The organism is Rhizobium sp. P28RR-XV (genome assembly GCF_012641385.1).
Classification (GTDB): domain Bacteria; phylum Pseudomonadota; class Alphaproteobacteria; order Rhizobiales; family Rhizobiaceae; genus Rhizobium.
The window spans coordinates 1-24608 of the sequence record NZ_JABAIG010000008.1 but is presented as its reverse complement, the minus strand read 5'-3'; the positions used below and the strand labels follow the sequence as shown (position 1 = coordinate 24608).

Below are 24608 nucleotides of genomic sequence, written 5' to 3'. Positions count from 1 at the left end.
GTGACAGGGCCGGAGCCTGCGGAAGGAGGGCCGCAGGCTCCGGCATTTCCCGTCATCAACGGCCGGTTCGACCGGTGGCGGGGGGAGAGCCCAATCGTCGCATATGGAGCGCGGAGCTCCCTCGGCAAGTCCTTGAGATCGTTGTCCCGAACGGAGGAGCCCGGCCATGCTTTGCCTCTCCGCTAGCCCGGCGTGCCGGAGCGGCGCGCCTGCTTTTCAGCATATTTCTTGGCGCGTTCCATGAAGCGCTTGTTCATGCGGTCCTCGGCTTCTTTCGAGCCATCGTGGAAAGTGCCGAACCATTGGTCGAGCGGAATGACGCCGTCGGCATAATTGCATTCGAAAAACTTGTGGTGGAGGTAATGGTCATAAGCATGGGTATCGATCCCAGCATCCTCGCCGATGACGATCTTGTCGAAACCGGCGTGGCCGGGCGCGGGCGCAAGGGCGGTATGCGTCATATGGAACAGGGCATGGATCGGATTGGACGGTACGATCCAGTGGATGAGCACGCCCGAGAAATACAACAGATGCTCGACCGGGTGCATGGCGAGCCCGGACCAGGGGCCGGGATTGACGTTGTTGTGATGCAGCTTATGGACCGTATGGTACAGCGGAGGCCAGTGGATCAGGCGATGCACGAGATAGAAGTGCAGATCGCGGAACGCCGGGATCAGCAGCATGATGACGGTGCAATAGATCGGGTGTTCGGCAAAACCGACATAGGGAATGATGCCGTTCGCAAAAGCCCAGAGCGTCAGCACTTCGAAGGCCGTCCATAAGGGTACGGCGCTGGCGAAAGTCCAGATCACGTTGTCGACGGTCTGATTGCTGAAGAGGAAGGCGGAATTATCCTTCGACGGCCACTTGCTATTGTATTTGAAGCTCGTGCCCTGCTTCTTCTGCATATAGAGGCGCAGGTGAAAGGCGCCGAAGAACAGGAAGACCAGTGCGGCATTGCGCAGGAGAAGATAGGCGATCCAGGCCGGCGCCAGCGTCTTCATGGTCTCCATGGAGGGCGTCGCGTAGAGCCACAGCAGCGTTGCGACAATCGCATAGACCACATTCCAGGGCATCAGATAGCCTGGATAGCCGAAGAACCATTTCAGGAAGGCGGCCGGTTTCGCCGGCCAGATGAAAACAGGCGGATATTGTAGAAGCTTGTTGGGTTTCCAGTCGCCGCGCTTGTCGCGCCTGCCGTAGAGCGTGTCGTCCATGATGTGCTTCCCTGTGAGTGGAACTATGTGGTCAGTGTCAGCGACGCCGGTTCGAAACGACAGCATTGATTTGATGAAATTTGCTCACGGCGACGGGACGTTCGCCGGGCCACAATCAGGGAAGGGGAGGCCGGCAGCCTCTCATTTCCGCGCCGGCAATGGTGCTCTAAGTTGCCGACGCCTCCCTGCTCAGTTGAGGCTTTCGAACTGAACCATGTTCTCCTTCGTCACCAGCTTGAAGGGGATCCAGACTTCCTTGTCGATCTGCTCGCCCTTGGCTGCCTTCAGGGCCGTATCCACGGCGCCGCGGCCCTGAGCCTTGGCGTCCTGGAACACGGTGACCTTGAGGTCTCCCGATTTCATTGCCTGCAGTGCGTCCGGCGTCGCGTCGATGCCGGCGACGATCGTCTTGTCGGTCGAGCCGCCGGCATTCTTGATCGCTGAGATCGCGCCGAGCGCCATCTCGTCGTTATTGGCGATGACGGCATGGAACGACAGTCCGGAGGTCAGCCAGTTCGAAACAAGATCGGCGCCATCGACGCGGCTCCAGTTGCCGACTTGCTCGCGCACGACTTTGATGCCGCTGCATTCGCTTGATTTCAGCACGTCATGCACGTCCTGTGTCCGCTGACGTGCCGCCTGGCTGGTGAGGTCGCCGACCATGACGACGACATCGCCCTTGCCGCCGAGCATGCGGCAGACCTGCTTCGTCTGCAGCGTGCCGGATTCGGTTTCATTCGATCCAACGAAAGCCTGCTTCTTTCCGAGCGTCGACAGATCCGTTGGCTGTATATTGACGTAGATGAGCGGAATGCCGGCATCCTGTGCAATCTTGCTCATGGCCGGCGTGCCGTCCGAATCCACCGGGTCGACGATAATGGCCGAGACGCCGCCCGCCGCGAAGTTGCGCACCTGATCGAGCTGCTTGTTGACGTCGTTGGCGGCATCCACCACCTGCAGGTCGAGGCCTTTGGTCTTGGCGTAGTCCTGCATACCATTGGCGACCAAGGTCTGGAAATTGGTCGTCAGGTAGCCCATCGAAACACCAATCCGATCGGCGGCGTAAGCTTGCGACGACAGTACCAGCGCAAGCGCGCTTGCACTCAAAAACTTCAGCATGTTCTCCTCCCAGGAAACAGCGGCCCAAGCGACCGCTCGGGAAGAGTTACCGACGAAGCCAATCGGCGTCCGAAAGTATTTTGATGAAAAACCATCACGCCGCGACCGCCGCGACATGCGAATACATCCGCTTTGCAATGAAACGCGCTGATGATCAAAAGCCATCACCGCGGCGACTGGTAAAGGCTTCGGATTCGTGATCTGAGCAAGCCACCGGTACGGGAGGACCTATGCAAAACTTGCTCATATTCCAGTCGCTCTGGTCCATGGAGCGTCGCAGTGCTCGACATCCGGAGCTTTCTCTGGAAGAGAATATCGAAAAGATCGCGGCCGCCGGCTTTAACGGCATCAGCACCCATTGGTACGACCGTAACGTCGTTTCCCGCGTCGCGGGTCTGCTCAAGCAGCATGGATTGCAGGCGGAAGGTCAGTGCTTTCCCAAGACTGTCGACGATCTGAAGCCGGTGCTCGAGGTCGCCGCCGAACACGATGTCCATCACATCTGTCTGCAGCCTGACGTGCGGCTGCGGCGGCTGGAGGATTGCATTCCGTTGCTGGAAGGCTGGCAGCGTCTGGGGGAGGAGGCCGGTATCGACGTCTGGATCGAGACGCATCGGGACCGGATGACGACGGATCTGTTCTTCACGCTCGATCTGCTCGATCGGCTGCCTGAACTGCGGCTGCTGGGCGACATCTCCCATTTCCTCGTCGGGCGTGAATTCGCCTGGCCGGTATCCGAAGAGAACCATGCGCTCATCCACCGGATTCTGGACAGTTCCTGGGCCTTCCACGGCCGCGTCGCCTCGCGCGAGCAGGTCCAAATCGAGATCTCCTTTCCGCACCATAGGCCATGGGTCGATCTTTTCCTCGGTTGGTGGGAATATGGCTTCAAGAGCTGGCGAAAACGCGCCGACAAGGACGCGACGCTCGCCTTCACCTGCGAATTGGGACCGAAACCCTATGCCATTACGGGGCGCGACGGCGAAGATACCACCGACCGTTGGGAGGAATCCCTGCTTATGAGGCAGGAAATACTTGATTTGTGGGCAAGGATATCACGCTAACAAATCACGCGAGATACAAGCTGTAGACTATTGATTTTGGAGGGATTTTCATGGACGTTCGCGCCGCCGTAGCCATTGCCGCCGGCAAGCCGCTAGAAGTGATGACGGTTCAGCTTGAGGGGCCGAAGGCCGGCGAAGTGCTGATCGAGGTCAAGGCGACCGGCATCTGCCATACCGATGATTTCACCCTGTCGGGTGCCGATCCTGAGGGCTTGTTTCCGGCCATCCTCGGCCATGAGGGCGCCGGCATCGTCGTCGATGTCGGACCGGGGGTGACTTCGGTCAGGAAGGGCGACCACGTCATTCCGCTCTATACGCCCGAATGCCGCGAATGCCCGTCCTGCCTGTCGCGCAAGACCAACCTGTGCACGGCGATCCGCGCGACGCAAGGCCAAGGCCTGATGCCGGACGGCACCTCGCGCTTCTCGATCGGCAAGGACAAGATCCATCACTATATGGGCTGCTCGACCTTCGCCAATTATACCGTGCTGCCGGAGATTGCCGTTGCCAAGGTCAATCCCGACGCCCCCTTCGACAAGATCTGCTATATCGGCTGCGGCGTGACGACGGGCATCGGCGCGGTCATCAACACCGCCAAGGTGGAGATGGGGGCAACGGCGATCGTCTTCGGTCTCGGCGGCATCGGCCTCAACGTCATCCAGGGCTTGAGGCTGGCCGGCGCCGACATGATCATCGGCGTCGATCTCAACAATGACAAGAAGGCCTGGGGCGAGCGCTTCGGCATGACGCATTTCGTCAATCCGAAGGAAGTCGGCGACGACATCGTTCCCTATCTCGTCAACATGACGAAGCGCGGCGCCGACCAGATCGGCGGGGCCGACTATACCTTCGACTGCACCGGCAACACCAAGGTGATGCGCCAGGCGCTGGAGGCGAGCCATCGCGGCTGGGGCAAGTCGGTGGTGATCGGCGTTGCCGGCGCCGGCCAGGAGATCTCGACGCGGCCGTTCCAGCTGGTGACCGGCCGCTCGTGGATGGGCACGGCCTTCGGCGGCGCGCGCGGCCGCACCGATGTGCCGAAGATCGTCGACTGGTACATGGAAGGCAAGATCGAGATCGATCCCATGATCACCCACACCATGCCGCTCGAAGACATCAACAAGGGATTTGAGCTCATGCACTCCGGAAAGAGTGTCAGGGGCGTCGTGGTGTACTGACAAAGAAACGAAATCGGCTAAGTTTCCTGAAGGACTTGTAGCAAAGTAGGCTCAGCCTATGCTTGCGACATGAGGGAATTCGTTTGCCCAGTTTATATTTTTCGAAGTGAGCAGTTTGTTCCGCGGAGCCCGACGCTCGTCACCGTTGCTCCGCGGGATTACGTCATTGCGCTTTTCGGTGGCGGAGGCGTCATGGGCGAAGCCGGGCTTTCTTCCATATTCGGCGGAGCCGTCGTTTTTAAGAATGATGCAACGGGAGAGCTCTTCCTCAGCGTTTGGGGCGCACGTAACGCCTCGCGATTTCGCCGGCTGATCCGCACGAATATGCAAACGATCAATTTCAAAGATCCTCCTTCAGCGCGTCTTGTTTTCTGGCAAGCAGAGGAAGTGCGGCCCAGGTCGGTGAGAAAATAATAGGTTTGTAGCGACGGATAAGGTGGCAGCGATCGTTCAAGAAGGACGCCGCCCTCGCAATGTGGGCCGGCGGCTTGAACATGAATGGCCTTCAGCCAAAAGGATATGCCCATGACCCGCAAGCTGCTAAATGCGGCCGTCGCCGCTTTCTTTGTCCTGTCATCCGCAACAGTGGTCTTCGCGCAGACGACGACACCAGCGACGAGCGCTACGCCTGTTTCTACGACGACTCCCGCCACTGCGGCACCATCCTCGACCATGCCGTCGAAGGATGAAATCAAGACGGCGCGGCAGGCCTGCCGGCAAGATGCGATAGGGCAGGGCCTCAAGGGCCAGGCACGCAAGGATGCAGTCAAAGGCTGCTTGCAGCAGAAGTATCCGGTTCTGGAGAAGCGTAAGACCTGCCATGATCAAGGCACGACCAAGGGTCTGGAAAAGAAGGCTCTGCGCGATTTCGTCAAGCAGTGCATCGCCGCAAGCTGAGCTGCCGACACCAGCTTCGATCGGAATGCCATTTCCACGCATGGTCAGCCTCTACAGGCCGACCATGCCAGGCTGCCGCGTAAAACCCGACGCTGGCCCTTTTTCGCGACGGCACGTCGCTTTATCTCCCTGCCAGAGGCAACAAGAGTCAGGGCGTAAGGTGCTTTTCCATCCAGGTCGGCTTTCATTCGGCATTGTTCTGCCGGCACAGGAGAGAACCCCTTAGCTGGGGGTTGCCGCTCAAGCGGATAGATTGGGTTTCGACGCCTTATGGGTGAAGGACGTTCCCTTCAATAGCGAAAGCTATCCCGATCCGATCGGCCATGCCGGTCCATGGGTTTTTCTCGAAGCTTTGGCGGTCTCGACATCCAGGATCGCCCGGGCAACGGGCGCGATCGTGCTGCCTCTGCGGCATCCGCTTCATATCGCCAAAAGCGCATCTCATGCGAACCAGCACTTCTGCCGATTGGGATGGGCTACTTCCATGCAGCCTCGTTTTTCTTCTCGTAGTCGCCAAAGGCTTTTTTTAGGCCCCCTAGAACCTCTGCTGCGGTTTCGAACATGGCCTTCAACTGCGGCTCGTCCACATTTTGAAGGTCTTCCCGCAGATGATCCATGGTTTCCTGCAGGCGCGTTTGCATCTTTTGCGTATGATGACGCGGATCACGATCGGCTTCACTGATCATCGGTATTCTCCTATGGTTTGTGCTTCGATGAACCGCCAATCAGTTTGGTGGTTAAAGGCCAAACTCTTTACCTCTAGTCTCGGTTCCCGATATCGATTTTCGAGAGTGTGGCTTATTTGATGGTGATGAATGGAGCACCAGGACCTTCTTCGATATGGGGCGTGATTGCGTACCGCGTCCTGCAGTTTTTGGTGCTGCTCGGTGGGGATATTTGCCAATACCTTGTCAGCAGGCAGCGTCACATCGAGATTCTCGGTCTCCGTCAGATGCCACACGAAGCGCCGCACGGCTCCGCCATCGCCAACCGCGCAGCGGTCACCTATGGCCAATAAGCGGCGGCGTGCCAATTCGACACGCAACTATCCCAGCCATACCATTGACCATAACATAATCGCCTACCAGTATAGGCTGGCCAGTCGAATACCGCATGTGCTCGCCCCAGATTGATTTCCTAGCTCACCAGTCTTGCCGCTCGCCCGTTTTTCCGCTCGGCATTGTTGTAGTAACTCGCAGCCTGCGGCACTGACTTATGCAGCGACTGCTGCATGGCCTCCTGCAGCGGGACTCCGTGGTTCGCCGCCTCGGTCAGATAGCCCGATCGCAGCCCATGCGCCGAAAACATCTCTGCATCCAAGCCAGCCAGCTTGCACCGGCTTTTCAGGATCAGATTGACCGACTGCGGCGTCAGCGCCCGCCTGTCGATATTCCCCCACTGGTCGATCCGCCGGAAGAGCGGCCCGCTCTCGCTCTTGGCCTCCACAAGCCAACGCTTCAGTGCTTCGACCGGTCGACCAATCAAAACGACATGTACCTGGTCTTCGGCCGTTGTTGTCTTGGTGCGGCCGAGATTGACGGTGAGACACGGTAGGAGAGGGGAGGCGGGGTCTTTCGGATCTGCATGCACCGGTTCCTCGTCGATCAGATCCTCGACCCGCAGGTCGGCAACTTCGGAGCGCCGGCGGCCGCCGGAGGCAAAGGCCGTCAGCAGCAGGGCGCGATCGCGGAGATCGACCAGGCGCTCGCCATTACAGGTGGCCAGCAGCTTTGTCAGAACGTCAGCGGTGACCGCTCGTTTGCTCTTGCGGCGGCGTTGCCGCGCCGCGGCGCGGACTGCGAGCCGCAATGCACTCTTTAGAGACGGAGCAGCAAAAGATCCCGTCAATCCGCGCCAGCGGGTGAGGATCGACCAGGAGGTCAGCCGCCGGCGGACAGTATCGGGCGCGTGCGGGCCCTCGACACGCAGCAGGCCTTTGGCGCGCAATCCAATCTCGACGTCATCAGGCATGCCGTGAGAAGAATCCTCGGCGCGTTCGACCGGATCCCAGAGATGATGAGCGACGAATTTCAGGAGCAGGCTTTCTGGCGCCGGCCAGGGCAGGGGAGCGCCGGTCGACAGCTCGGACCAGGCTTCGAGGTAGCCGAGATCGGAGGCAAATGCGCGCAACGTATTGGCGCCCATGCCCTCCTTGGCCAGATGTTTGAGGGTGGCGATATCGTCGTCCGTCAGCAGCGTTGCCAGCTGATCGCGGCGGGCGAATGGCAGGATGGCGTCGAGCGCGTCCAGTTCTTCGGCGCGGCTTTGGACCGGATCGGCGGGCGAGGCGCCGACGATAGCCTTGCTTGTCATTGGGTAACCGACGCGGGATGACATCTCACGTCCGTCCGCCCGAAATCATTCCCCTTGAATAGCAAGGGCGCCTTGGCAATCGCGGCAACGGCGTACGAATAGCAGTCGCCCATATTAAGGCCGGCTGGATGGCGACCTTTACCAAACAGGTCGAAGGCCTTCTCGGCAGCATAATAATGCCGCTCGCCAAAGGCCACCGCGGTCACATTTGGCAACGCCACGAGCTGTGAAATGATGGTTGCAGCGTTGGGAAAGCTCTTGCCGCTGAGCACCATTCGTGCCTCAAGCAAGGTCGGCCAGCCAATGACGACTTCCCTACGGGTGACGAGCGCATGAAATCGTTCAGCTTCTGGCTCTCCCAGTGACGTGGCCACAATCACCGACGTATCGACGGCGATCATTTCGGCAAACCGTTTTCGTCGTAGAGATCATCGTGGGCGGAGGTGGTGCCGGATGGCACGGACCGTCGGCCCTCCGCCATTAACTCCCAAAGCGTATCGGCTGGCGTCTGTGCCGGCTTTTGCCGTAGTTCTTGATCGTAGTGCTCGAGCGCGATCTCGACGAGCTTGTTAATCGGTTGGCCCGTGCGTCTAGCCAGTGCGTGCGCAAGATCGCGTGCCTTGCTGCTGCGGATGGAAAGCTGCGGTTCGGACATTTTGAGCGCTCCTGGCACGGATGACATGACGCTAAGATAGGTGTTTGTGGCGAAGATAGCAAGGTTCGATGGTCAGATGGCTCACTATCGATACTTGAATACTATCGATAGTTATAGACATAGAAAAATTCCGTATGACGAACGGAAGCAAACGCCGATTTCGATTCATTATCAGGAAACAGCAGCGTTAATTCATATGGTTAACAAAGGAAAAGCTACCCAATGATGAGGGTAAATGGGGCAAATCCGGTGGCAGTGCCTTGACCTTGAGCAGTTGTGCCGTGCCCTATCTTCTACCATGATTGGCCGCGGCGGGTAAGGAGATGCCCGGAGCACGTGGCGAGGGGGCCTTATGGTGAACATCAATAAAGATGGTGATCGCGTTGAAGCAATTTCCTGATAGCCTCGCTCCGCTCACTATGCCGAAACTGCGTCGACTGCTCCTCGCCCAGATTCCGTCTGATCTCGCCGATTGGTTGGACTTTGTGGCGTTGAGCGCGCTTGTGGCATTCCAATGGCACCTTGGACCCATAGGCGTTGCGAGCCTAACATTGGCACTCGCGTTGCCGTATGTCGTTCTGGCCCCTGCCGTTGGCGTTCTGGTGGATAGAGCTGATCAGCGAACACTGCTGATTGCTAGCAACGTTATACGCGCGATTTCAACGGCGGCGTTTGTTCTGGCGCCAAATCTGGTGGCGCTCCTTATATGCGTTATCATTAAATCCAGCGCTGACGCTCTGTTCACACCCGCGAAGCAAGCTGCAATTCCGCTTCTTGCTCCTCCAGATCGATTATTGTCGGCGAATAGTCTCAGCCACGTAATCAACCAACTAACCAAGATTGTCGGCCCAGCGTTGGGCGGGATCTTGACCGTATTCCTCGAGCTGCAACAGATTTTCTTGCTGAACGCTGGCTTGTCACTGATAGCAGCGTTGATCCTCCTTGGTTTGCCTAGCGGCCTGCGGCCGGATCGCGCGACGGAGGATCGGGGAAGGTTTAGCCAAGAGTTTATCGATGGCCTCGTGCATATTCGCCGTAGGCCGGTCCTCGCTACCGCCATTGTCGCGATGGCGTTCGGTTATTTTCTGATATTTCTATATGATGGACTCATTGCACTGTTGGTAAAAGAAATCGGATTTTCCAGCGCCCTGCTGGGAGCATCCGTGGCATGCGCAGGCGCTGGTGGAGTGGTTGGTGCGTTGCTTCTCGGACAATTTTTTGGGCAACGCGATCCTTTTCAGTTGATGATCGTATCGGGGCTTGTCGGAGGGCTGCTAATTGCATTCATGGGGCACGTCGGGCGCGGCGATGTCATGGTGTCGGCCACCGTCTTTTGTGTACTCCTCTTTGCCACGGGTTTGGCCAGCGCCGGCTTTTTCGTGCCTTATCGAGTGGTATTGCAGAGGGAGACCCCACTGGAACTCTTGGGGCGAGTTACCGCAGTAGGTGAAGGGCTCAGCGCCGCGGCGATGATGGCTGCGCCTCCGCTAGGGGCCGGAATAGCGGAAGTTGCTGGAATAGCCGCACCTTATCTGGTTAGTGGCTATGCCACCGCCTGCTTGGCACTTTTATTGCTCGTCGTCAGGCGGCGTGTGGACAAGACGAATGACTTGGTCGCTGATGAATAACACGGCGAGAGCCAGCGTGGAACTTGGAGTGGGGAGCTGCAAATCCATGATATCGATGATCTGCATGCAGAGGCATCCCGAGGTGACCGCGTCGGATATTTTACAACGCCCGTTGCCAGATCGCAGCTCTCAGGCCTTTGCCACAAGAATGCTTGCAAGCGGCGAGATGACTTGGCCTGGGATCCCGAGCCGGTCGCCGAGGTAGTGCCAGAAGGAGAGCCCGAGCTTCTTGCAGGTCTTCATCAGGCCGAGCAAGGTGTCGCGGGCAATCCGGCCGTCACGAGACATCGTGCCGCCGGAGATTTTGCGCTTGGTGACGAAGGTTCGCAGATCATTCTCCGAGGCATTGGTATGAAGCGGGATTTCCGGCCGCTCGAGCACCTTCAGCAATTCGTCTTTGCGCCGGTGAAGACGCACCAGTAATGCGTCGAGCGCGTTATAGCCGGTGCGCATGGTAAAGATCCGGTCAAACCGTCGTCGGAAAGCCGGGATGGCCTGCGGTGACGGCTTTTGTTTCCAGGCCTTCAGCGCCTGGTAAAAGCGCCATACAAGGTCGCGAATGAAGCTGACAGCGCGCGCCTCCTTTGGTTTTGCCGGCATCAGCTTCTGTAACAGCCGTTCCCCGTGGACCCAGCACAGAGCATGATTGCCGACCCGGAATTGACCGGCATCGTCGGAGACGATGACCACGTCGCCCACGAGCCCATGATGGCGGATACACCCCCAGAGGCCTGCTTCGGCCAAGACACCGATCCCCTGACGGTCAAAAATGTCGACACCCCTGCGCGCCAAATATTCCATATACGGCACCTGGTTACAAAAGTGCCGCTGCGCGACGCCGCGCAGTTCGGCAGCAAGCGCCGGGTCAACACGGCGGTCTTCCAGATAGGCGAACGCCGCGTCGTTGAGGACATAGTCCTGATAGTTGCCGCGCAGGAGCGACAGGAAGTTCAGCCGTGATTTCGATTTCGTCGTGCGGAAGACGGTAAAATGCTCGCCGCCGATCTGTGTCGTATAAAAGTTACCGTGCGCGTGACGGGCGCCGGTGTCGTCGACCGTAACATAAGGGGCCGAGACAAGGCCGGCATGTAAGACCGCCGAATCCTCGGCGACAAACCCATCCAGCTCCTTCGTCAAAAGACGCACCACCTGACGCTTGGAGATCTCGACGCCGATATCGTTCAACAGCGTGGTCAGCCGCCCAGTCGTCACTTGTCCTTGCGCGTGCAGCATCAGGCAAAACCGCCTGAGGTTCGCTCCATAGCCGCCCATGATCCCCGCGGGCAGCGGTGCCAGCACCGTCTTGCCGTCCGGAGTCACCCAGCATTCGCGTCGGTAATGAACAAGCTCGGCCGACAGCACCAGTTCCCGCACGAAACAGCTTTTATAGCCTTTGAACCGCGAGCCGGCTGGAACGTCTGCACGTAAAACCTCTTCCCGGCTGACCCGTTTCATATCGAGCTTCGGGCCGCGCGGCTTCTTCTTGCCCACCTGTTTGTCGCCAGATTTGATGTCGGTCGCCTTATCCATGCCGGACGGGCGAAACGGCGGCCTTGGCGGCAGGTTTTTCAGCCGGGCGATCTCGTCGCGCAGTTGCTGGTTCTCAACCTTCAGCTGGGTATTTTCCAGCCACAGCTCCGCGTTCTCGGCTTCAAGCTTTTCGAGGCGAGCCTCGGCCTGTTCAGCCCGCTCCAAAAGGCCAGTCACCAGACTACGCAACGCCTTCAGCGACAGCGTGTCGGCATGTTCAGGTGCGGGGAGCCGTCTCTTTGCCATCCCCAGACTGAATCATGATTTGCCCTTGTGGCGGAATCCCCGGAACAACAATTCGCCCCTGGAGAATACCTTTGTGCACGTTTCTCTGGAGCTGCTCGATGGAAAATAATCCCACGAGGGCATATCGGACCTATTGCAAGAGGGCCGCATCTGCCGTCGGGGGCGAACCGGAGTCGCCGACGGTCACCCGAACTATATGCTGCCGGATTGCTATTGCGCTAGCTTCCACGGTTTTGGACGTGACGTCCAAATCCAGGATAAATGGATGCGAAGGCTTGAGGACACGAGCTTTGCTGCTTCTCTCTCTGGATGCTCGTGTGTCGATAGATTTTAGCCGATCCCGACGTGTGGGCGTGGAGACGCGCCGCACCAGTTCTTCCTCGTCGCAAAGCAATCTGACGGGCACCATTAGAGCCTCGCATTGCTGTGAGGCATCGACGATCTGTTGAAACGTGCGAACACTACGCTCGTCATTTTCGGTAAGAGCTTGGGTGAAGATGAAGTTTGTTGACGGAGGGCTGTAAGCAACAATTGCGTCCAGGACGACTTGTCGGATCCTCCCGGTGTATTCCGATATCCCTTTTGGAAGCGGCGTGGTCCCGTCGTCGTCTAGGAGGCGGAATATGGGGTTATTGAACCAATGGTTATCGATGACTTTTGCGGAAATGAGGGCGCTCAACTCATTGGCAATTGTCAGCTTTCCGACGCCAGGAAAACCCATCAGCAAAACGAAAACACGCATAATGGGGCTAGCCTCTCCATGATCCGCAGAGAAACAATAGGGGATTTTCCCGATGCAGCAATGGCCGCCGCGCTTTCCAGAATTTTCCACATAATTCGGGAGACGAAGCTACCCCACGCATCCGCGGACCTTTCGCGTTTAGCAAGCCTACTTTATTAGGCGAAGTGAACTAGCCACACGATGAGGAGCATGTCGACTAGCAATGCAATCACCAGAAGCAGGCTTATGAGCTTTCGGCGCTCTGCCGTCTCCTTGGATTCAATTTTGAAGGCTTCTTTGTAAGCGTTTTCGATGTCTCGATCACTTACTGGTCGAATGGAGTTTCGAGGGCGTGTCATATTGACGAGGCCGCATGTGACGAAGATGAAAAATAATAGCAGATAAGGGGCCATCTCAAACGCAGCCTTTTGTTGTCCAGCCACTTGTAAATTCTGATCTTAAATAAGCAGATCTCACTGTCCATCGCAATTGGAAGCTGCTTGTGCATGGCAGGCGGTTCTGCATTGCCAGAAAATCTGCTCCACTTACCATGACAGCCCTGATGCGGCCGGCGTTCGACGCCGGTGTCGCGCTGACGCGTCTCGACGAGCGCATCGCCCGTTCGCCGGTCGGCCACGGATGGATCGAACGATCCCACTTTGCCGACGCGTGCGCGTCGCTGTGGATCGACGGTGAGCTTGTCCATCTCGAGGACCTCGTCCTCCACGACGCCACCCGCGATATCCGCACGCCCACCCACGAGCTGACAATCGCCCGCGACGTCTTGCGCACCCGCCGGCGCATTTCTGGCCAGTCACCGGACTGGGCCTTGTCCGCAGAGGGTATTCGAACTTTGCGACAGACGTCGGACATCAATTCGGTCGGCGCTGAGGCTTCGGAGCCGGCCGGGGTCGTTCGGTCCGCAGTAACGGCTAATGCAGAAGGTGAGGGGAGAGACATCGACGAAGCCGAAGGGCTTCCCGGCGTCGACTATGCCGCCATCGATGCGGTGTTGGCCCGTTCGGAAGCGGCGATCGAACAGGCGAAGCGGCCGGGGCGTGCGGATACTCGCGAACGAGATCCATTCGTCTATGACCTCGACTGGGACGAGGATGCCCGGCTCGACGAATGGCGCGGCGTGCTGCGCCAGGCCGAAAACCTGCCGGCGGTGCTGCAGGCGATCGTCGCCCTCGATGCCTGGAACGAGCAGTCCGTCCTTCAGCACGCCCCTTGGCTCGGTCGGCTGCTGGCGGCGTCGATCCTGCGCCAGGCCGGCATCACGTCAGGCGCGCACCTCGCGGCAATCAATCTCGGCCTGAAAACCATTCCCGTCGATCGGCGCCGGCATCGCGATCGCGAAACCCGGCTGCTCGCCATCGCCCATGGGCTTCTGGCGGCCGCCGAGATCGGCCTCAAGGAGCATGACCGGCTGACGCTGGCGAAGACGATGATGGACCGAAAGCTGGACGGACGCCGGACGTCTTTAAAACTGCCGGAACTGGTCGAGCTGGTGATGGCGAAACCGCTCGTGTCGGCCGGGATGGTGGCGAAGACACTCGAGGTGACGCCGCAGGCGGCGCGGCGGATCGTTTTGGAACTCGGCCTGCGCGAGATGACGGGGAGGGGGAGGTTTCGGGCGTGGGGTGTGATGTAGTTGCGGCTATGAACTTGTTGATCGATGCAGCCAACTTCTTCTCGATGTACAATCTTAGAACTGCAAAAGGCTGAGGCCTATCTGAAGTTCGAGCGTAGACCCTCCCAGCTTACGAGCCGGGCGACGCTTTCGCTGGGTTCCAGCAACACGTAGTTCCAGCCCGAAGGATCCTTTGTCGACCCATATCGAATAGCGTCGAAGCCGGCTGACTTTGCGCAGTCGGCTACGAAGCGCGAAAAGACATATTGCTGCCTCAGCCAACCCTTGCCTGTACGGGGCGCCGCGAGCAAAGCGGAGTTGGCGACAGCTCCGAAAAGCTCGTAGGATGAAATTTCCTCCTCGATGTCGACGAGGTCGAAAACTTTCAACGGCTGATCGATCGCCAGTGCGGCGACGTTGAAATCTTTGTCAGGCTCGCCAATTTCCCTCAGAGCCGTGTTCGCCGTATTTGCTAGATAAATCATTGGCGAGCCGGCATGATTGAAGCGCCCTTCGGCCACATATTCAGGCGGCGCCGCACCGTAGGATTGGATTTCACTCGGCAACTGGCCGAGTTCTATCATACTAGCGGCTGCTCTCGCCCTATAGAGAAGCTGAGGAAGTGGCGCGGGCGAGACTGTCGAGGCATGCTGGCGGATCGCCTCCAGAAGCTGCCTTGCAAGCTCATGTTCGAGGATCAGAAAAGGCGTCCGCCTTCCAAGCACCGTCAGTTCCTCAATGGCTTCTTCCAACTCTTCGGCGTCACTGAACCGATGCTCGTACAGCCACATATTGCCCGCAATGTTTTCGTGACAGCGCGAACATTCGACAAAATGCCGGAGCGTAGAGAGTTCGGTCGGAGTGTAGCAGTCAACAATCCGCGAATACTCGATGAACCAGAACAGGCTCATCGACTGCGTCTGGAATTCCATTTCCCGGTACGCCACGCCCGGCCAGTAGCGTTGAAAGTCGTCGTAGCAGGCATCGCAGCAGCAGATACTCGACGTGTAGGCCGAGTCCACTTCTTGCGCGATAAGATCATTGAAAAAATTGATGTCGTGCTGCGTAACCGGCATGAACGGCCCAACCACATTGTCGGGCACATATATTTCTTCCGAGGGCTCTGCAGATATTTCGTCAGACGAGAAACTATCCATATCATTGATTCCGGTTTAAAGCGGCAAAGGGTTTAGCGGCGCGATTTATGCTATCGGGCCGAAGCTGACTGCGACGCATCAGCCAAGCGCTCAGTTTGGCTTCACACAGAACATTCAAGACATGCTCCGCTCGCAGGTGACGGTAAAGCGAGCCAATCTTTCGTCATCGATGACGCGGGTGCGGATGCCTTTGCTTTCCACCTCGCCGAGCGTCTCTCTGAGGCGGGCAACTCGGTTTCGGGCTTCGACGGTGGTTGCAAGCGCGAACTGCAAACCGCTGAAGTCTACAATATCGGAGTGAAAATTGTTTGCTGAGCCGTGATGCGGCAAGGTCATGACAGCAATGCGCTCCCCGAAGTAACCAAAGAATTCCTGCCAAGGTCGTCGCCATTTATCCTGGCGCAGTGCGGCGTCGCCCGTGCTTAACCAGCCACTGCCGCCCTGCCGCCAAAAGAACCGACCATAAGCTGGCTCTTCGAGAGAAGAATGCCATCCGCCGGGCAAATTGGTAGGATCCCTGCCTTCTTCCGAGCGCCTGGACAATGGCCCCGAATAAAGGGACATGGAAATCGAATTGTGACCTCCTGCAAAATGCCGGCTATAGATGTCGATAAGCTTCTTGGCGCTTTCGACAGACCGCAGTTTTTGGAGCAGCCGTTCCGCGAGCTTGACCTTGTCGCTTCCGCGTAAGCCGATCGCCTTCTTGACATCCGTCAAAAACCGCTTGCGGGTTGGATCAACAACCGGATGAACATAGGGGAGAAGAATCCAGTCCCCCTTGCGCCAACGGTCGCCTCGAGCGGCTTGCCACTCAAGCTGTAGATAGGAACCGGACGCTGCAATAAAGTAGCCGATTTCGAAATCACGAGATGTCGGGTCAGCAGGGATGAGCTGTTCATCGGTCAAGGGATGCCGCACGATAGAGGGACAGTTCGCTGTTGAAGGCGTCGCTTCGCTCCGAGCCACAATCGTAGACGTAGGAAAAACTGGCGATTGGACGGTCGCTCGTCGTGCGGATGCCATCAGGCCTTCCCTCGACTATCGAGATCAATCCCGAGTGGAAACCGCCATGACCGACCGGGTGCTGAGTTCGAGTGATTTTTACGTGCTGCATTGATCTTTTGAGAGGATTGTTTCAAAAATTCCTACCCTACATCCCCCATCACGGAAAGCGACCAGGGCATAATCTGTGATTTTAGCTTGAACGCCATTTCAGGGGTTCCGGGCGTTAGATCAAAGTCGAGGCGTGGAACTATTTGAATTTAAGGAATCGTCGGGCAGTCCGGCGAGGTAAGTCCGATATACCTCCGGGATATCGTGGTGGCTCGCGCCGTTCCGCAAGTGGTCCAGGTAGGCGAGACTCGGGAGATGCAAGCCTTCCTGGGGCGACGCGAGGTAGGTATCGGCATCTATCCACTCCCCGTTCAAATTGATCTTGACGGTTAGTCGATTGTAGGCGTTTGCGGACGACTCCCTGTCGCGACGATAGCCCTCGTTGATGTCGAGCGAGGCAAAATCTTTGTCGTTTAGCTCCCAAACCACTCCCCAGGTATCATGGCCAGTCTGCGGAGTGACCGACGACACGCCGCAACCGCGGTTTTTCGATCGACGCGGAAAACACAGGATGTGATCCGGCAGATAACCAAGGCCAACGAGCTTCGCGTCAGGGCAACGCTCCATCATCTGATCCGGATCCATGTTGGACCCATAGGCGAAGTAGAGCATGTTGCCTCCATCTTTAAATGTCCAGACCAATCCTATAGGCCATCATATAATCCATATTTTTCAGGTTCTTGCAATCCAAGTGGAAGAAATTTACCATTCGCTATTGAATTCTCGTCCACTTTAGGTAAGACTGGTTGCCAGCATACGAGGATTTCAACACATGACGACGGCAAAAGCGGATCTCGATTCCGACATCATCAGCCTTGCGCGCCTGGCTCTCGCCGGTCGAGCTCAGGATATCCAGATGTTGGTGCAACGCATTGCGCGCAAGACACGGGCGGATAAGCCCGAGCTATCCAATTCGCTGACCGCTCTACTGCGAGAATCGCCCTCGAAAGAAACCCCGTTGCGCCGGATGGCGGAAGTCCCAATGCCGGTTGATTCAGATTCGCGCCTTCATCTTCTAAAGATTGAGGAGACGATCGAGCTCGATCATCCTCCAGTGCTTGCCACGGAGGTTTCCGCGGCGCTTGACCAGCTGATTGCGGAACGGGGTCGGCTTGAAGCACTCGACGCCGCAGGGCTTGATCCGACCAGAACCGCACTTTTCGTCGGCCCGCCCGGGGTCGGCAAGACTCTTGCCGCAAGATGGTTGGCAAAACGGCTCGGCAAGCCTTTGATGATCCTCGATCTTGCCGCGGTTATGAGCAGCTATCTCGGCCGTACCGGCGCAAATCTTCGCCAAGTACTGGACTATGCCAAGCAGGCGGACTGCGTTCTCCTGTTAGATGAGCTCGATGCAATTGCGAAGCGTCGGGACGACCGCGACGAGGTTGGCGAACTCAAGCGGCTTGTGACTGTACTTTTGCAACAGATCGATGATTGGCCGGCGACTGGGCTGTTGCTAGCAGCCACCAATCATCCAGACCTGCTCGACCCAGCTATTTGGCGACGCTTCGAGATGAAAGTTGAGTTTCCGATGCCAGAACGACCGGCAATTCAGGAGCTCGTCAATGGCTTGCTTCAGCCCCATGATGAAAACGCCGATCACTGGGCGAATGTCCTTTCGATTGCACTTCACGGTCAATCATTCAGTGACATCAGGCAATCTGTAGAACGTGCGCGTCGGGCAGCTGCGATTTCCGGTGATCCGCTGGAGACCCATTTACAAGCTCTCATTTCGCCCGATCAGCTGTCAAAGTCGGAGCGCATCAATCTTGCGACGATGTTGGTTGATGGTGGGCTTTCCCAGCGGAGCGTGCAGAAGTTAACCGGCGTCGCCCGGGACACCGTGCGCAGTCATTCGCGGGCTGAAGCAAGCCCGCGCAAACGAAAGGGTGGTTGATGGCGACGCAGAATTTTCTCCTGGGAAAAGGCGAGCGCCTTGTATCTTCTGTCACAGGCGTCAGAGGTGGTTCCCCCAAACAGCATCCCTACACGTTTTTCGAGTCTCGTTCGCGCTTGGCACCGATGCTGAGCCGTGCGGTGTCTCTGGTCGACAGTTTGCCAGCAGCGGCATGCCCCGATGACAAGGCAGTTCTGTCGGTAGTTCTCAACCCGGAATACATCGCAAAGTCGTTCTATCCGAAGGAGCTCTTCCAGCAAGTCGGCGTTGAGGCCGTCGGGAGCCGTACGAGATCGATCACGCCGCAGAAGCGATCGCTTGGACGGCCGGCAGAAGAAACCCTGACCACCGAAATCTTTGTGATGGGGCCAAGGGCATCGCTGCGCAGCTGGAGCTCAGCTATGCCTCAATGGAATAACGCGTCCACCGCAACGAACGGGATTATCTCTATCGAGGAAATTGGTGCTCCTGACGCAGACGACAAGCTGAAAGGCCATCTGCCGGAAAAGGGGAGTGTGACGTTTGAAGCGGTGCTGCACACTGATGAACTTCTTGGCGAACAGAAAATCGTTCGCGCGTTCCGAGCGTATCTTTCGGAGCTTGGGATCGATGCCCCAATGGACAACCGCTTTTATGCTGGCGGGCTTTGCTTTGTCGAGTTGACCGCGCCAAGTGAACGCGCCGAGGACATTGTGACATTTACCGCGGTCCGCGCACTTCGGCAGATGCCGACCCTTCGCGTGCTCCGACCAACTATTCGGGCGGCCGCGACCCCTTCGCCTCAGATTCAATATCCATCGGAAGCGCCAATGGATCCGGCAATCAGGGTCGCCATCTTTGATGGTGGTGTGCCAGACAATCATCCGGTAACAGCCTGGACCACGCCAATCGATACGACTGGCGTCGGCAGCTCGCATGAGGATCTTCGCCGTCACGGTGTGCATGTCACATCGGCGTTTCTGTTCGGCCATATCGACCCGACCAAACCGCTTCCAAGACCTTACGCGCCGGTTGAGCATTATCGTGTTCTCGACACCGACCCCAGTCAGGATCCGGATGGGCTTTACGAGGTGCTTTATCGGATCGACCAGACGCTGCTTGCTCGGCAGTTCGATCTAGTCAACATCAGTCTCGGGCCGAATCTTCCTATTGAAGATGACGATGTTCACGCGTGGACCGCGGTGCTGGACGACCGCTTTGCGAGGAACGATACCCTGGCAACGATCGCCGTCGGAAATGACGGAGAGCGGGATGCGGCACTGGGGTTCAACAGGATACAGGTGCCTTCCGACTGTGTAAACGCGATGGCCGTTGGCGCCGCCGATAGCCCCGACGCTACTTGGGCACGGGCGCCATATAGTTCTGTCGGTCCTGGCCGAAGCCCAGGTCTCATCAAGCCTGATCTTGTCGATTTCGGCGGCTCGCTGCAGCGACCGTTCCTGGTTGCAAGCTTGGACGGAAGACCACAGCTCGAGGTGACCGGAGGAACTTCCTTTGCCGCACCGAGCCTGTTGAGGATAGCCGCTGGCGTGAAGGCCCATCTTGGCGCCAATGTCGACATGCTTGCAGTAAGAGCATTGCTCGTTCATACGGCGGAGGAAACATCGATTTCTGCTGAAGAAGTCGGTCGGGGTCGGGTCGCCCGAACGATGGACGACATCCTGTTGTGCGACGATGACACCGTCCGCGTCATCTATCAGGGTACTATCTCAGCACGCAGCTACGTGAGGGCACCGATCCCGGTTCCGGTCGCTGAAATAGAGGGCAAGGTCCAGATAACGGCGACGATCTGCTATAAGACCCTGACTGACCCCCATCATCCGGGTAACTACACACGGGCTGGCTTGGAAATTGCCTTCCGTCCAAAAGATACAAAGCGAAAAGAAGACAAGAAAATGCATGCGGATACGCAGAGCTTCTTCGGCAAAGCCCAGAAGGGCTTGACGGAGGGGGATCTGCGCCGGGACGCCTGGAAATGGGAGAACACGCTCCACGCCTCTGTCGGTTTTCTTGGAAAAAGTCTGCGTAATCCGGCCTTCGACATCCACTATAATGCCCGCCTCGAAAGCCGAGATTTCGAACCAGAAGACGAGTTACGCTACGCCCTAGTTGTGAGCGTTAAGGCAAAGCGCGTCGCGGATCTCTACGATCAGATTGTTCGCCGGTATCAGACGCAGCTCGAACCGCTGCGTCCGGTTGTCGAAATTCCGATCCGCAGGTAGTCCGCATCAATCGCACCAGCGGATCTTTCCGTTACGAATGAAAAAATGGGAGCGGCAACCAACCTGCCGCCAGACCGAAGGGTGGAGCGTGCCTGTTCCATCCTTTTCCACCTTCGCGCGCCAGACGGCTTTCTCGTCAGGCACCAAGTTCATCTCGAGGACAGCGCCGCATCCGCATGGGCACATCATCGTCGCCTGCCACGGGTCGCCGTCTTCGTTCAAAATGTAGAGGGTCTTCGGGGCGACAAACCGCGGCATGCTACCTTCGCGGACTACGCCGCGGTACGGGCGGCGTAGCAGTACGCGGAATGTCCCCGCCAGGTATTGAGCGGCATCTAGGAACCACGGCATGAACGCGCCTCCGAAAGTTCCGGCAAGCCAAGAAGCGGCGAAATCCTGCCGTGGCCGAGCCAAGGGCGCAGGAGTGCGCAATCTTCCAGCTCTTCGTCTGCAGTCAGACGCAACCGACCCAAGCTGAACTCTATCGAGCCTACATCACTGTTCGGCATCTGGCGATATGGGTGTATCCGTGCCAGAAAATCATTCACCGCCAAGGCTGCTGCGAACATGTTGATGCTGATCACCGCAGGCCGGCTGACGCTCAAGCCGCGGAAATATTTGTCGCGAACCTGCTGTGCTTCCGCTTCGGGATCGGAATCGGCCAGACCTTCCTGCGCAACGGTGCGAAGCGAGATCACGTCTCGGGAAATCAAACTCGACCGTCCGGGGACGATGTAGTGGATTGTGCCCAGGATGTCGCGAATTCTCCCCGCCTCATCTCCATCACCGGCAGCATCGAGCATGACGCCGACGTCGAAATACGGAATGATATGGTATGTCGAGACCAGGTTCATCGCGAAGCGCCCGGTATGCGTATCGACGCAACCGAAAATAACATCGCAGACCGATAGGGCATGGATCGCCGCCGGCGACATCAACGTCGACGGGACCTTGATGATCTTCGTCGGAAGCTCCGTTGCGATCGCTGCGGCCTCGGCTACATCGACCTTGAGACGGCCCGCGCGAGCATCGGCGATGCTGCTATTCAAGATTCTGTTCAGATTGCGCTCCTCGACCGTGTCGGGGTCGATGATAACGATTTCGCCGAAGCCGAGGCGGATGAGCTGTTCAAGCAACGGGCTGCCGGTTCCCGAAATACCGACAATGCCGGCGCGCAGTCTAGCGAGCGTTGCCGTCGTTCCATCCCCGAAGGCCTGATCCTGAGATCGGGCGAACGGAGAGTTGCGATTGTGGGCGCTTGAGGGGAAGAGCCGAATGTCAGGCCCTGCAACGCTGATCATATCCATCGACCGCATCTCGTCGCCTTGCCAAAGATAGCGGCCGAACAGCCGTCCACAGGGTTGCATGACGATGCTGCCGTGAGGAATGTCGGTGCCTACCCAGGAGCGGACCACCGGCAACAGCTCGCGGTCACCGACATCGTCAATTTCGGAAAACTGCGGGAAGTTGCCGGGGTGGCAATGAACCTTCACCACACTCAGGCCGAGTTCTTCCGCATGATCGAGATGAGGAATAATCAGGTCGGTCGGCCAGGAGATGCGGTCGTCGAGCCTTTTGCACTTGTGATGATCGAGCAAGACGACGTCGCGAACGGAAAGGCGGTAACGGTCTCCATGACCGCTTCCGCCGCAGAGCAGGAGGGCGGCGGCCTCAAGGCCGTCGCCGGGGAAGAGATGATGACCCAGCATTTCATGCTGGTCGACCGTCATGCTGAGGGTAACGTTCATCGGGAAGCCTCCTGCTCGAAAATCTCCTCGATGAGGAAGACGTGGGTTTCCAGGGAGTCGACGCCGGGCACCCACAGGTTCGCACCGGAGCGATGACGCGACCAACGCTGGAAGATCTTGCCTTCGATCGGCTGTTCGACCTGCGTCTGCGGAATCTCGCGCCCGTCGATGCGAGACAGCTTGGGATAGACGTAGAGCATGTCGAGCGGGGTCATGGGGTAACCCTGTTCGATGCGGATCGCGAGCGACACGCTCTTGTGGTCGAAGCAGGAGGGCACCTGGAAGTCATGAAGGATGGCCCACGTCGAGCCGTCCTTGACGATATCGAAGCGATGACCATAGACCTCCAGGAAGGCCATGTCGGCGTCCAGGAGCGGCGCATCGCGCCGCCCCTGAACTTCGCCGTCGGTCTGTTCCTTGCGGATAGCGCGGAACTTTTCTGTGCCTGGATGCCGGAGGTCCACCTTCTCGTCAAGCTCCACCTTCTGCGGCTTGTGGCCGGCGAGCTTGACGCGAAGCGTATAGTTCTCCGGCGGGGTCAGTCCGGCAAGAACGAGAACTTCGCGGCCTGTGATACACGGCTTGTCCCAGACGAACGACTTGTCGTTGATCTTGAAGCGGTAGCCCTTTGCGAGGGGCGGGCGCTTGCCCTCCTTGGCGTAGACCTCCAATTCGATGATCTCATCAAGGATGCCTTCGAGAAGATCCTCGATGCGGGAGGCCGGGTTTTCATTTCCGATGATGTGCATTTTACCCTCGTGGGTTTGTGGTTGGACTGACCATCCCACCGCGGTCGGCCAGTGAATGCATCATCGTTCAAGCGCGCTAAGTTTGTCAAGCATAGAAATAGCATGCTTGATAAAAATAGCATCTAGCACGCATGCTTGACTTATCAAGCGACGGAGATAAAATGCCTTGCGCCGAGAAATCCACCGGCAGCGCCGGCGCTCGAGGCGCTGTCATCGAAAGAGGAGAGTCGTGAAAGTCACCCTTGGAGAATATCTCGGGTCAATCCGCACAGATAGAAAGCTTACTCTTCGCGCTGTCGAAGAGGCGACAAATAAAGAAGTCTCAAATGCTTATCTAAGTCAGATTGAGAACGGAAAAATTCAGAAGCCGTCCCCAAACATCCTTTATGCCCTCGCGAACCTTTATGGCGTGGACTACGATAAGCTGATGGAGTTAGCAGGTTATATAACGACGACGCGTACCGATGTTGAGCGCCACGGGAGGGCGGCGACTTTTGCTGAATTACACCTAACGCAAGCCGAGGAATCGGAACTGCTTAGATACCTTGGTTATTTGCGTTCGAAGAAGGATTGACCCTTTGAAGCCTGACGACAGTTCGCTCACGGCGAGTGAGTATGTAGCAATTCACCGCGCGGCGACGGATCTGTTGAACAAGGCAAGCGCATGGGACCGGCTACCCACGCCGGTCCCTGACCTGCTAGATGCCGCAAAGCTTCGTGTCGCGCCGATGAGCGCGTTCGCTCATGCGGCACGCTCGCGAATTCGGAGAGCGGGCGGCAAGCCTCATTAAATCTGCAATCGAGAAGGTGAGGGGCATCTTCGACGTTCAGGAAGATCTGATCCATGTCGATGACACTGTTGCCGAATCCAAGCAGAATTTCCTCAAGCTTCACGAGGCGGGTCACAAGCACATCCCACATCAATCTAAGCTTTTTCGCTGGATTCAGGATTGCGATAGGTCGCTGTCGCCGGATGTCTCCGACCAGTTTGAGCGCGAGGCGAACATCTTCGCTTCGGTCGTCCTGTTTCAAGACGGGCGCTTCGCTGAAATGGCGGCCGACAGTGCATTCGGCATAAAAGTCCCGCTCGCATTGAGCAAAAAGTTTGGTGCGTCCGCTTATGCCTCTATGAGGGAATATGTCCGGCGGAATGAGCGCCCGTGCGCTGTGATTGTCCTCAACCCCGTAGAAATATGCCCTGTTCTCGGGATGCGTTCCGGGCTCCGTCGCGTAGAACTCTCGCCGCTTTTCCAGAAGCGGTTTGGTGAGTTGAAACTGCCCGAACATGTTGACCGATTGAGCCCGCTTGCGGAGTTCGTACCACTTGCTGGTCGACGCATGTCCCGGCCTGGAACCCTGCGACTTGAAGACAAGAACGGTGATGTCGTCGAATTGTAAGCGCTATTTTCCATGCGCATTGGCGGCTTCGTCACGGCTAAATCGCCCTCGTATCGGGAGCGGTATGCAGCTCTATTAGGCCGCGGAGGTGCCGGAGAAGTTGAACGGTAACAGGTCGCCGAT

The 24608-nt window shown here is 57.7% G+C and carries 24 protein-coding genes and 1 pseudogene; 11 read left to right on the top strand and 14 right to left on the bottom strand.

Translation table 11 applies throughout. From position 1 onward, the window contains the following. Positions 1–182 precede the first annotated feature (182 nt). Entirely contained in the window at positions 183–1217 is a 1035-nt protein-coding gene (locus HGP12_RS17710; RefSeq protein WP_168840124.1) for a sterol desaturase family protein, read from the bottom strand. Positions 1218–1406: 189 nt separating this feature from the next. Further along, complete coding sequence (locus HGP12_RS17705; RefSeq protein ID WP_168879515.1) at positions 1407–2336, bottom strand: sugar ABC transporter substrate-binding protein; 930 nt, start codon at positions 2334–2336, stop codon at positions 1407–1409. A 230-nt stretch (positions 2337–2566) separates the two neighbouring features. Here HGP12_RS17705 and HGP12_RS17700 point away from each other — a divergent pair, with 230 nt between their 5' ends. From HGP12_RS17700 to HGP12_RS34505, 5 genes and pseudogenes are all read left to right on the top strand, one after another. Further along, complete coding sequence (locus HGP12_RS17700) at positions 2567–3400, top strand: sugar phosphate isomerase/epimerase family protein (protein ID WP_168879514.1); 834 nt, start codon at positions 2567–2569, stop codon at positions 3398–3400. A 50-nt stretch (positions 3401–3450) separates the two neighbouring features. Continuing rightward, a complete protein-coding gene (locus tag HGP12_RS17695) occupies positions 3451–4578 on the top strand; it encodes an S-(hydroxymethyl)glutathione dehydrogenase/class III alcohol dehydrogenase (protein WP_168838865.1) in 1128 nt (375 codons plus the stop codon). A 192-nt stretch (positions 4579–4770) separates the two neighbouring features. Next, positions 4771–4992, top strand: coding sequence for a hypothetical protein (locus HGP12_RS17690; RefSeq protein ID WP_168879513.1), 222 nt, complete (start codon positions 4771–4773; stop codon positions 4990–4992). Between the two features lie 111 nt (positions 4993–5103). Beyond that, complete coding sequence (locus HGP12_RS17685; RefSeq protein ID WP_168879512.1) at positions 5104–5475, top strand: PsiF family protein; 372 nt, start codon at positions 5104–5106, stop codon at positions 5473–5475. Between the two features lie 226 nt (positions 5476–5701). Continuing rightward, positions 5702–5908: pseudogene (locus HGP12_RS34505) on the top strand (LLM class flavin-dependent oxidoreductase); the annotation flags it as partial. 43 nt (positions 5909–5951) lie between these two features. Here HGP12_RS34505 and HGP12_RS17675 read toward each other — a convergent pair. The 4 genes from HGP12_RS17675 to HGP12_RS17660 form a co-directional block, all read right to left on the bottom strand. Continuing rightward, positions 5952–6161, bottom strand: coding sequence for a hypothetical protein (locus HGP12_RS17675; RefSeq protein WP_168879511.1), 210 nt, complete (start codon positions 6159–6161; stop codon positions 5952–5954). A 451-nt stretch (positions 6162–6612) separates the two neighbouring features. After that, a complete protein-coding gene (locus tag HGP12_RS17670; protein ID WP_168879510.1) occupies positions 6613–7788 on the bottom strand; it encodes a site-specific integrase in 1176 nt (391 codons plus the stop codon). Next, on the bottom strand, positions 7785–8189 hold the full coding sequence (locus HGP12_RS17665) for a type II toxin-antitoxin system VapC family toxin (protein ID WP_168879509.1): 405 nt from the start codon (positions 8187–8189) through the stop codon (positions 7785–7787). Before HGP12_RS17665 ends, HGP12_RS17670 begins: the two co-directional genes overlap by 4 nt. Further along, positions 8186–8443, bottom strand: coding sequence for a type II toxin-antitoxin system VapB family antitoxin (locus HGP12_RS17660; protein ID WP_168840115.1), 258 nt, complete (start codon positions 8441–8443; stop codon positions 8186–8188). Before HGP12_RS17660 ends, HGP12_RS17665 begins: the two co-directional genes overlap by 4 nt. A 371-nt stretch (positions 8444–8814) precedes the next feature. On the opposite strand from HGP12_RS17660, the gene HGP12_RS17655 reads away from it, so the two are divergent. Further along, positions 8815–10071 carry an MFS transporter gene (locus tag HGP12_RS17655; RefSeq protein ID WP_168879508.1) on the top strand — a complete coding sequence of 419 codons (1257 nt, stop codon included), beginning with the start codon at positions 8815–8817 and terminating at the stop codon, positions 10069–10071. Between the two features lie 129 nt (positions 10072–10200). On the opposite strand, the gene HGP12_RS34825 is transcribed toward HGP12_RS17655, so the two are convergent. Together HGP12_RS34825 and HGP12_RS17645 are read right to left on the bottom strand one after the other, a co-directional pair. Further along, positions 10201–10671, bottom strand: coding sequence for a transposase (locus tag HGP12_RS34825; RefSeq protein WP_409527226.1), 471 nt, complete (start codon positions 10669–10671; stop codon positions 10201–10203). Between the two features lie 1306 nt (positions 10672–11977). Beyond that, positions 11978–12589 carry a phosphotransferase-like protein gene (locus tag HGP12_RS17645; protein ID WP_168879506.1) on the bottom strand — a complete coding sequence of 204 codons (612 nt, stop codon included), beginning with the start codon at positions 12587–12589 and terminating at the stop codon, positions 11978–11980. A 529-nt stretch (positions 12590–13118) separates the two neighbouring features. On the opposite strand from HGP12_RS17645, the gene HGP12_RS17640 reads away from it, so the two are divergent. Further along, positions 13119–14222, top strand: coding sequence for an RHE_PE00001 family protein (locus HGP12_RS17640; RefSeq protein ID WP_168879505.1), 1104 nt, complete (start codon positions 13119–13121; stop codon positions 14220–14222). A gap of 77 nt (positions 14223–14299) precedes the next feature. Here HGP12_RS17640 and HGP12_RS17635 read toward each other — a convergent pair whose 3' ends face one another. From HGP12_RS17635 to HGP12_RS17625, 3 genes are all read right to left on the bottom strand, one after another. Beyond that, positions 14300–15358 (bottom strand): RES family NAD+ phosphorylase, encoded by a 1059-nt coding sequence (locus HGP12_RS17635; RefSeq protein ID WP_168879504.1) that lies wholly within the window; start codon positions 15356–15358, stop codon positions 14300–14302. A 114-nt stretch (positions 15359–15472) separates the two neighbouring features. After that, positions 15473–16264, bottom strand: a complete 792-nt coding sequence (locus tag HGP12_RS17630; protein ID WP_168879503.1) for a hypothetical protein — start codon at positions 16262–16264, stop codon at positions 15473–15475. A 327-nt stretch (positions 16265–16591) separates the two neighbouring features. Next, positions 16592–17083, bottom strand: a complete 492-nt coding sequence (locus HGP12_RS17625; RefSeq protein ID WP_168879502.1) for a gamma-glutamylcyclotransferase family protein — start codon at positions 17081–17083, stop codon at positions 16592–16594. Positions 17084–17243: 160 nt separating this feature from the next. On the opposite strand from HGP12_RS17625, the gene HGP12_RS17620 reads away from it, so the two are divergent. Continuing rightward, entirely contained in the window at positions 17244–18368 is a 1125-nt protein-coding gene (locus HGP12_RS17620) for an ATP-binding protein (RefSeq protein ID WP_168879501.1), read from the top strand. Next, positions 18368–20590 (top strand): S8 family peptidase, encoded by a 2223-nt coding sequence (locus HGP12_RS17615; protein ID WP_168879500.1) that lies wholly within the window; start codon positions 18368–18370, stop codon positions 20588–20590. Before HGP12_RS17620 ends, HGP12_RS17615 begins: the two co-directional genes overlap by 1 nt. A 6-nt stretch (positions 20591–20596) precedes the next feature. Here HGP12_RS17615 and HGP12_RS17610 read toward each other — a convergent pair whose 3' ends face one another. Genes HGP12_RS17610 through HGP12_RS17600 form a run of 3 tightly spaced genes read right to left on the bottom strand, consistent with a single transcriptional unit; the run spans position 20597 to position 23087 of the window. Further along, complete coding sequence (locus HGP12_RS17610; RefSeq protein ID WP_168879499.1) at positions 20597–20941, bottom strand: DUF6527 family protein; 345 nt, start codon at positions 20939–20941, stop codon at positions 20597–20599. Beyond that, a complete protein-coding gene (locus HGP12_RS17605; RefSeq protein WP_168879498.1) occupies positions 20926–22338 on the bottom strand; it encodes a ThiF family adenylyltransferase in 1413 nt (470 codons plus the stop codon). The genes HGP12_RS17610 and HGP12_RS17605 overlap by 16 nt, the downstream gene beginning before the upstream one ends. After that, complete coding sequence (locus tag HGP12_RS17600) at positions 22335–23087, bottom strand: multiubiquitin domain-containing protein (protein WP_168879497.1); 753 nt, start codon at positions 23085–23087, stop codon at positions 22335–22337. Before HGP12_RS17600 ends, HGP12_RS17605 begins: the two co-directional genes overlap by 4 nt. 229 nt (positions 23088–23316) lie before the next feature. On the opposite strand from HGP12_RS17600, the gene HGP12_RS17595 reads away from it, so the two are divergent. Together HGP12_RS17595 and HGP12_RS17590 are read left to right on the top strand one after the other, a co-directional pair. After that, the gene (locus HGP12_RS17595; RefSeq protein WP_168879496.1) at positions 23317–23661 is read left to right on the top strand and encodes a helix-turn-helix domain-containing protein; all 345 of its coding nucleotides are present in this window, start codon (positions 23317–23319) and stop codon (positions 23659–23661) included. A 170-nt stretch (positions 23662–23831) separates the two neighbouring features. Continuing rightward, positions 23832–24485 carry an ImmA/IrrE family metallo-endopeptidase gene (locus HGP12_RS17590; protein ID WP_168879495.1) on the top strand — a complete coding sequence of 218 codons (654 nt, stop codon included), beginning with the start codon at positions 23832–23834 and terminating at the stop codon, positions 24483–24485. Positions 24486–24608: the final 123 nt, after the last annotated feature.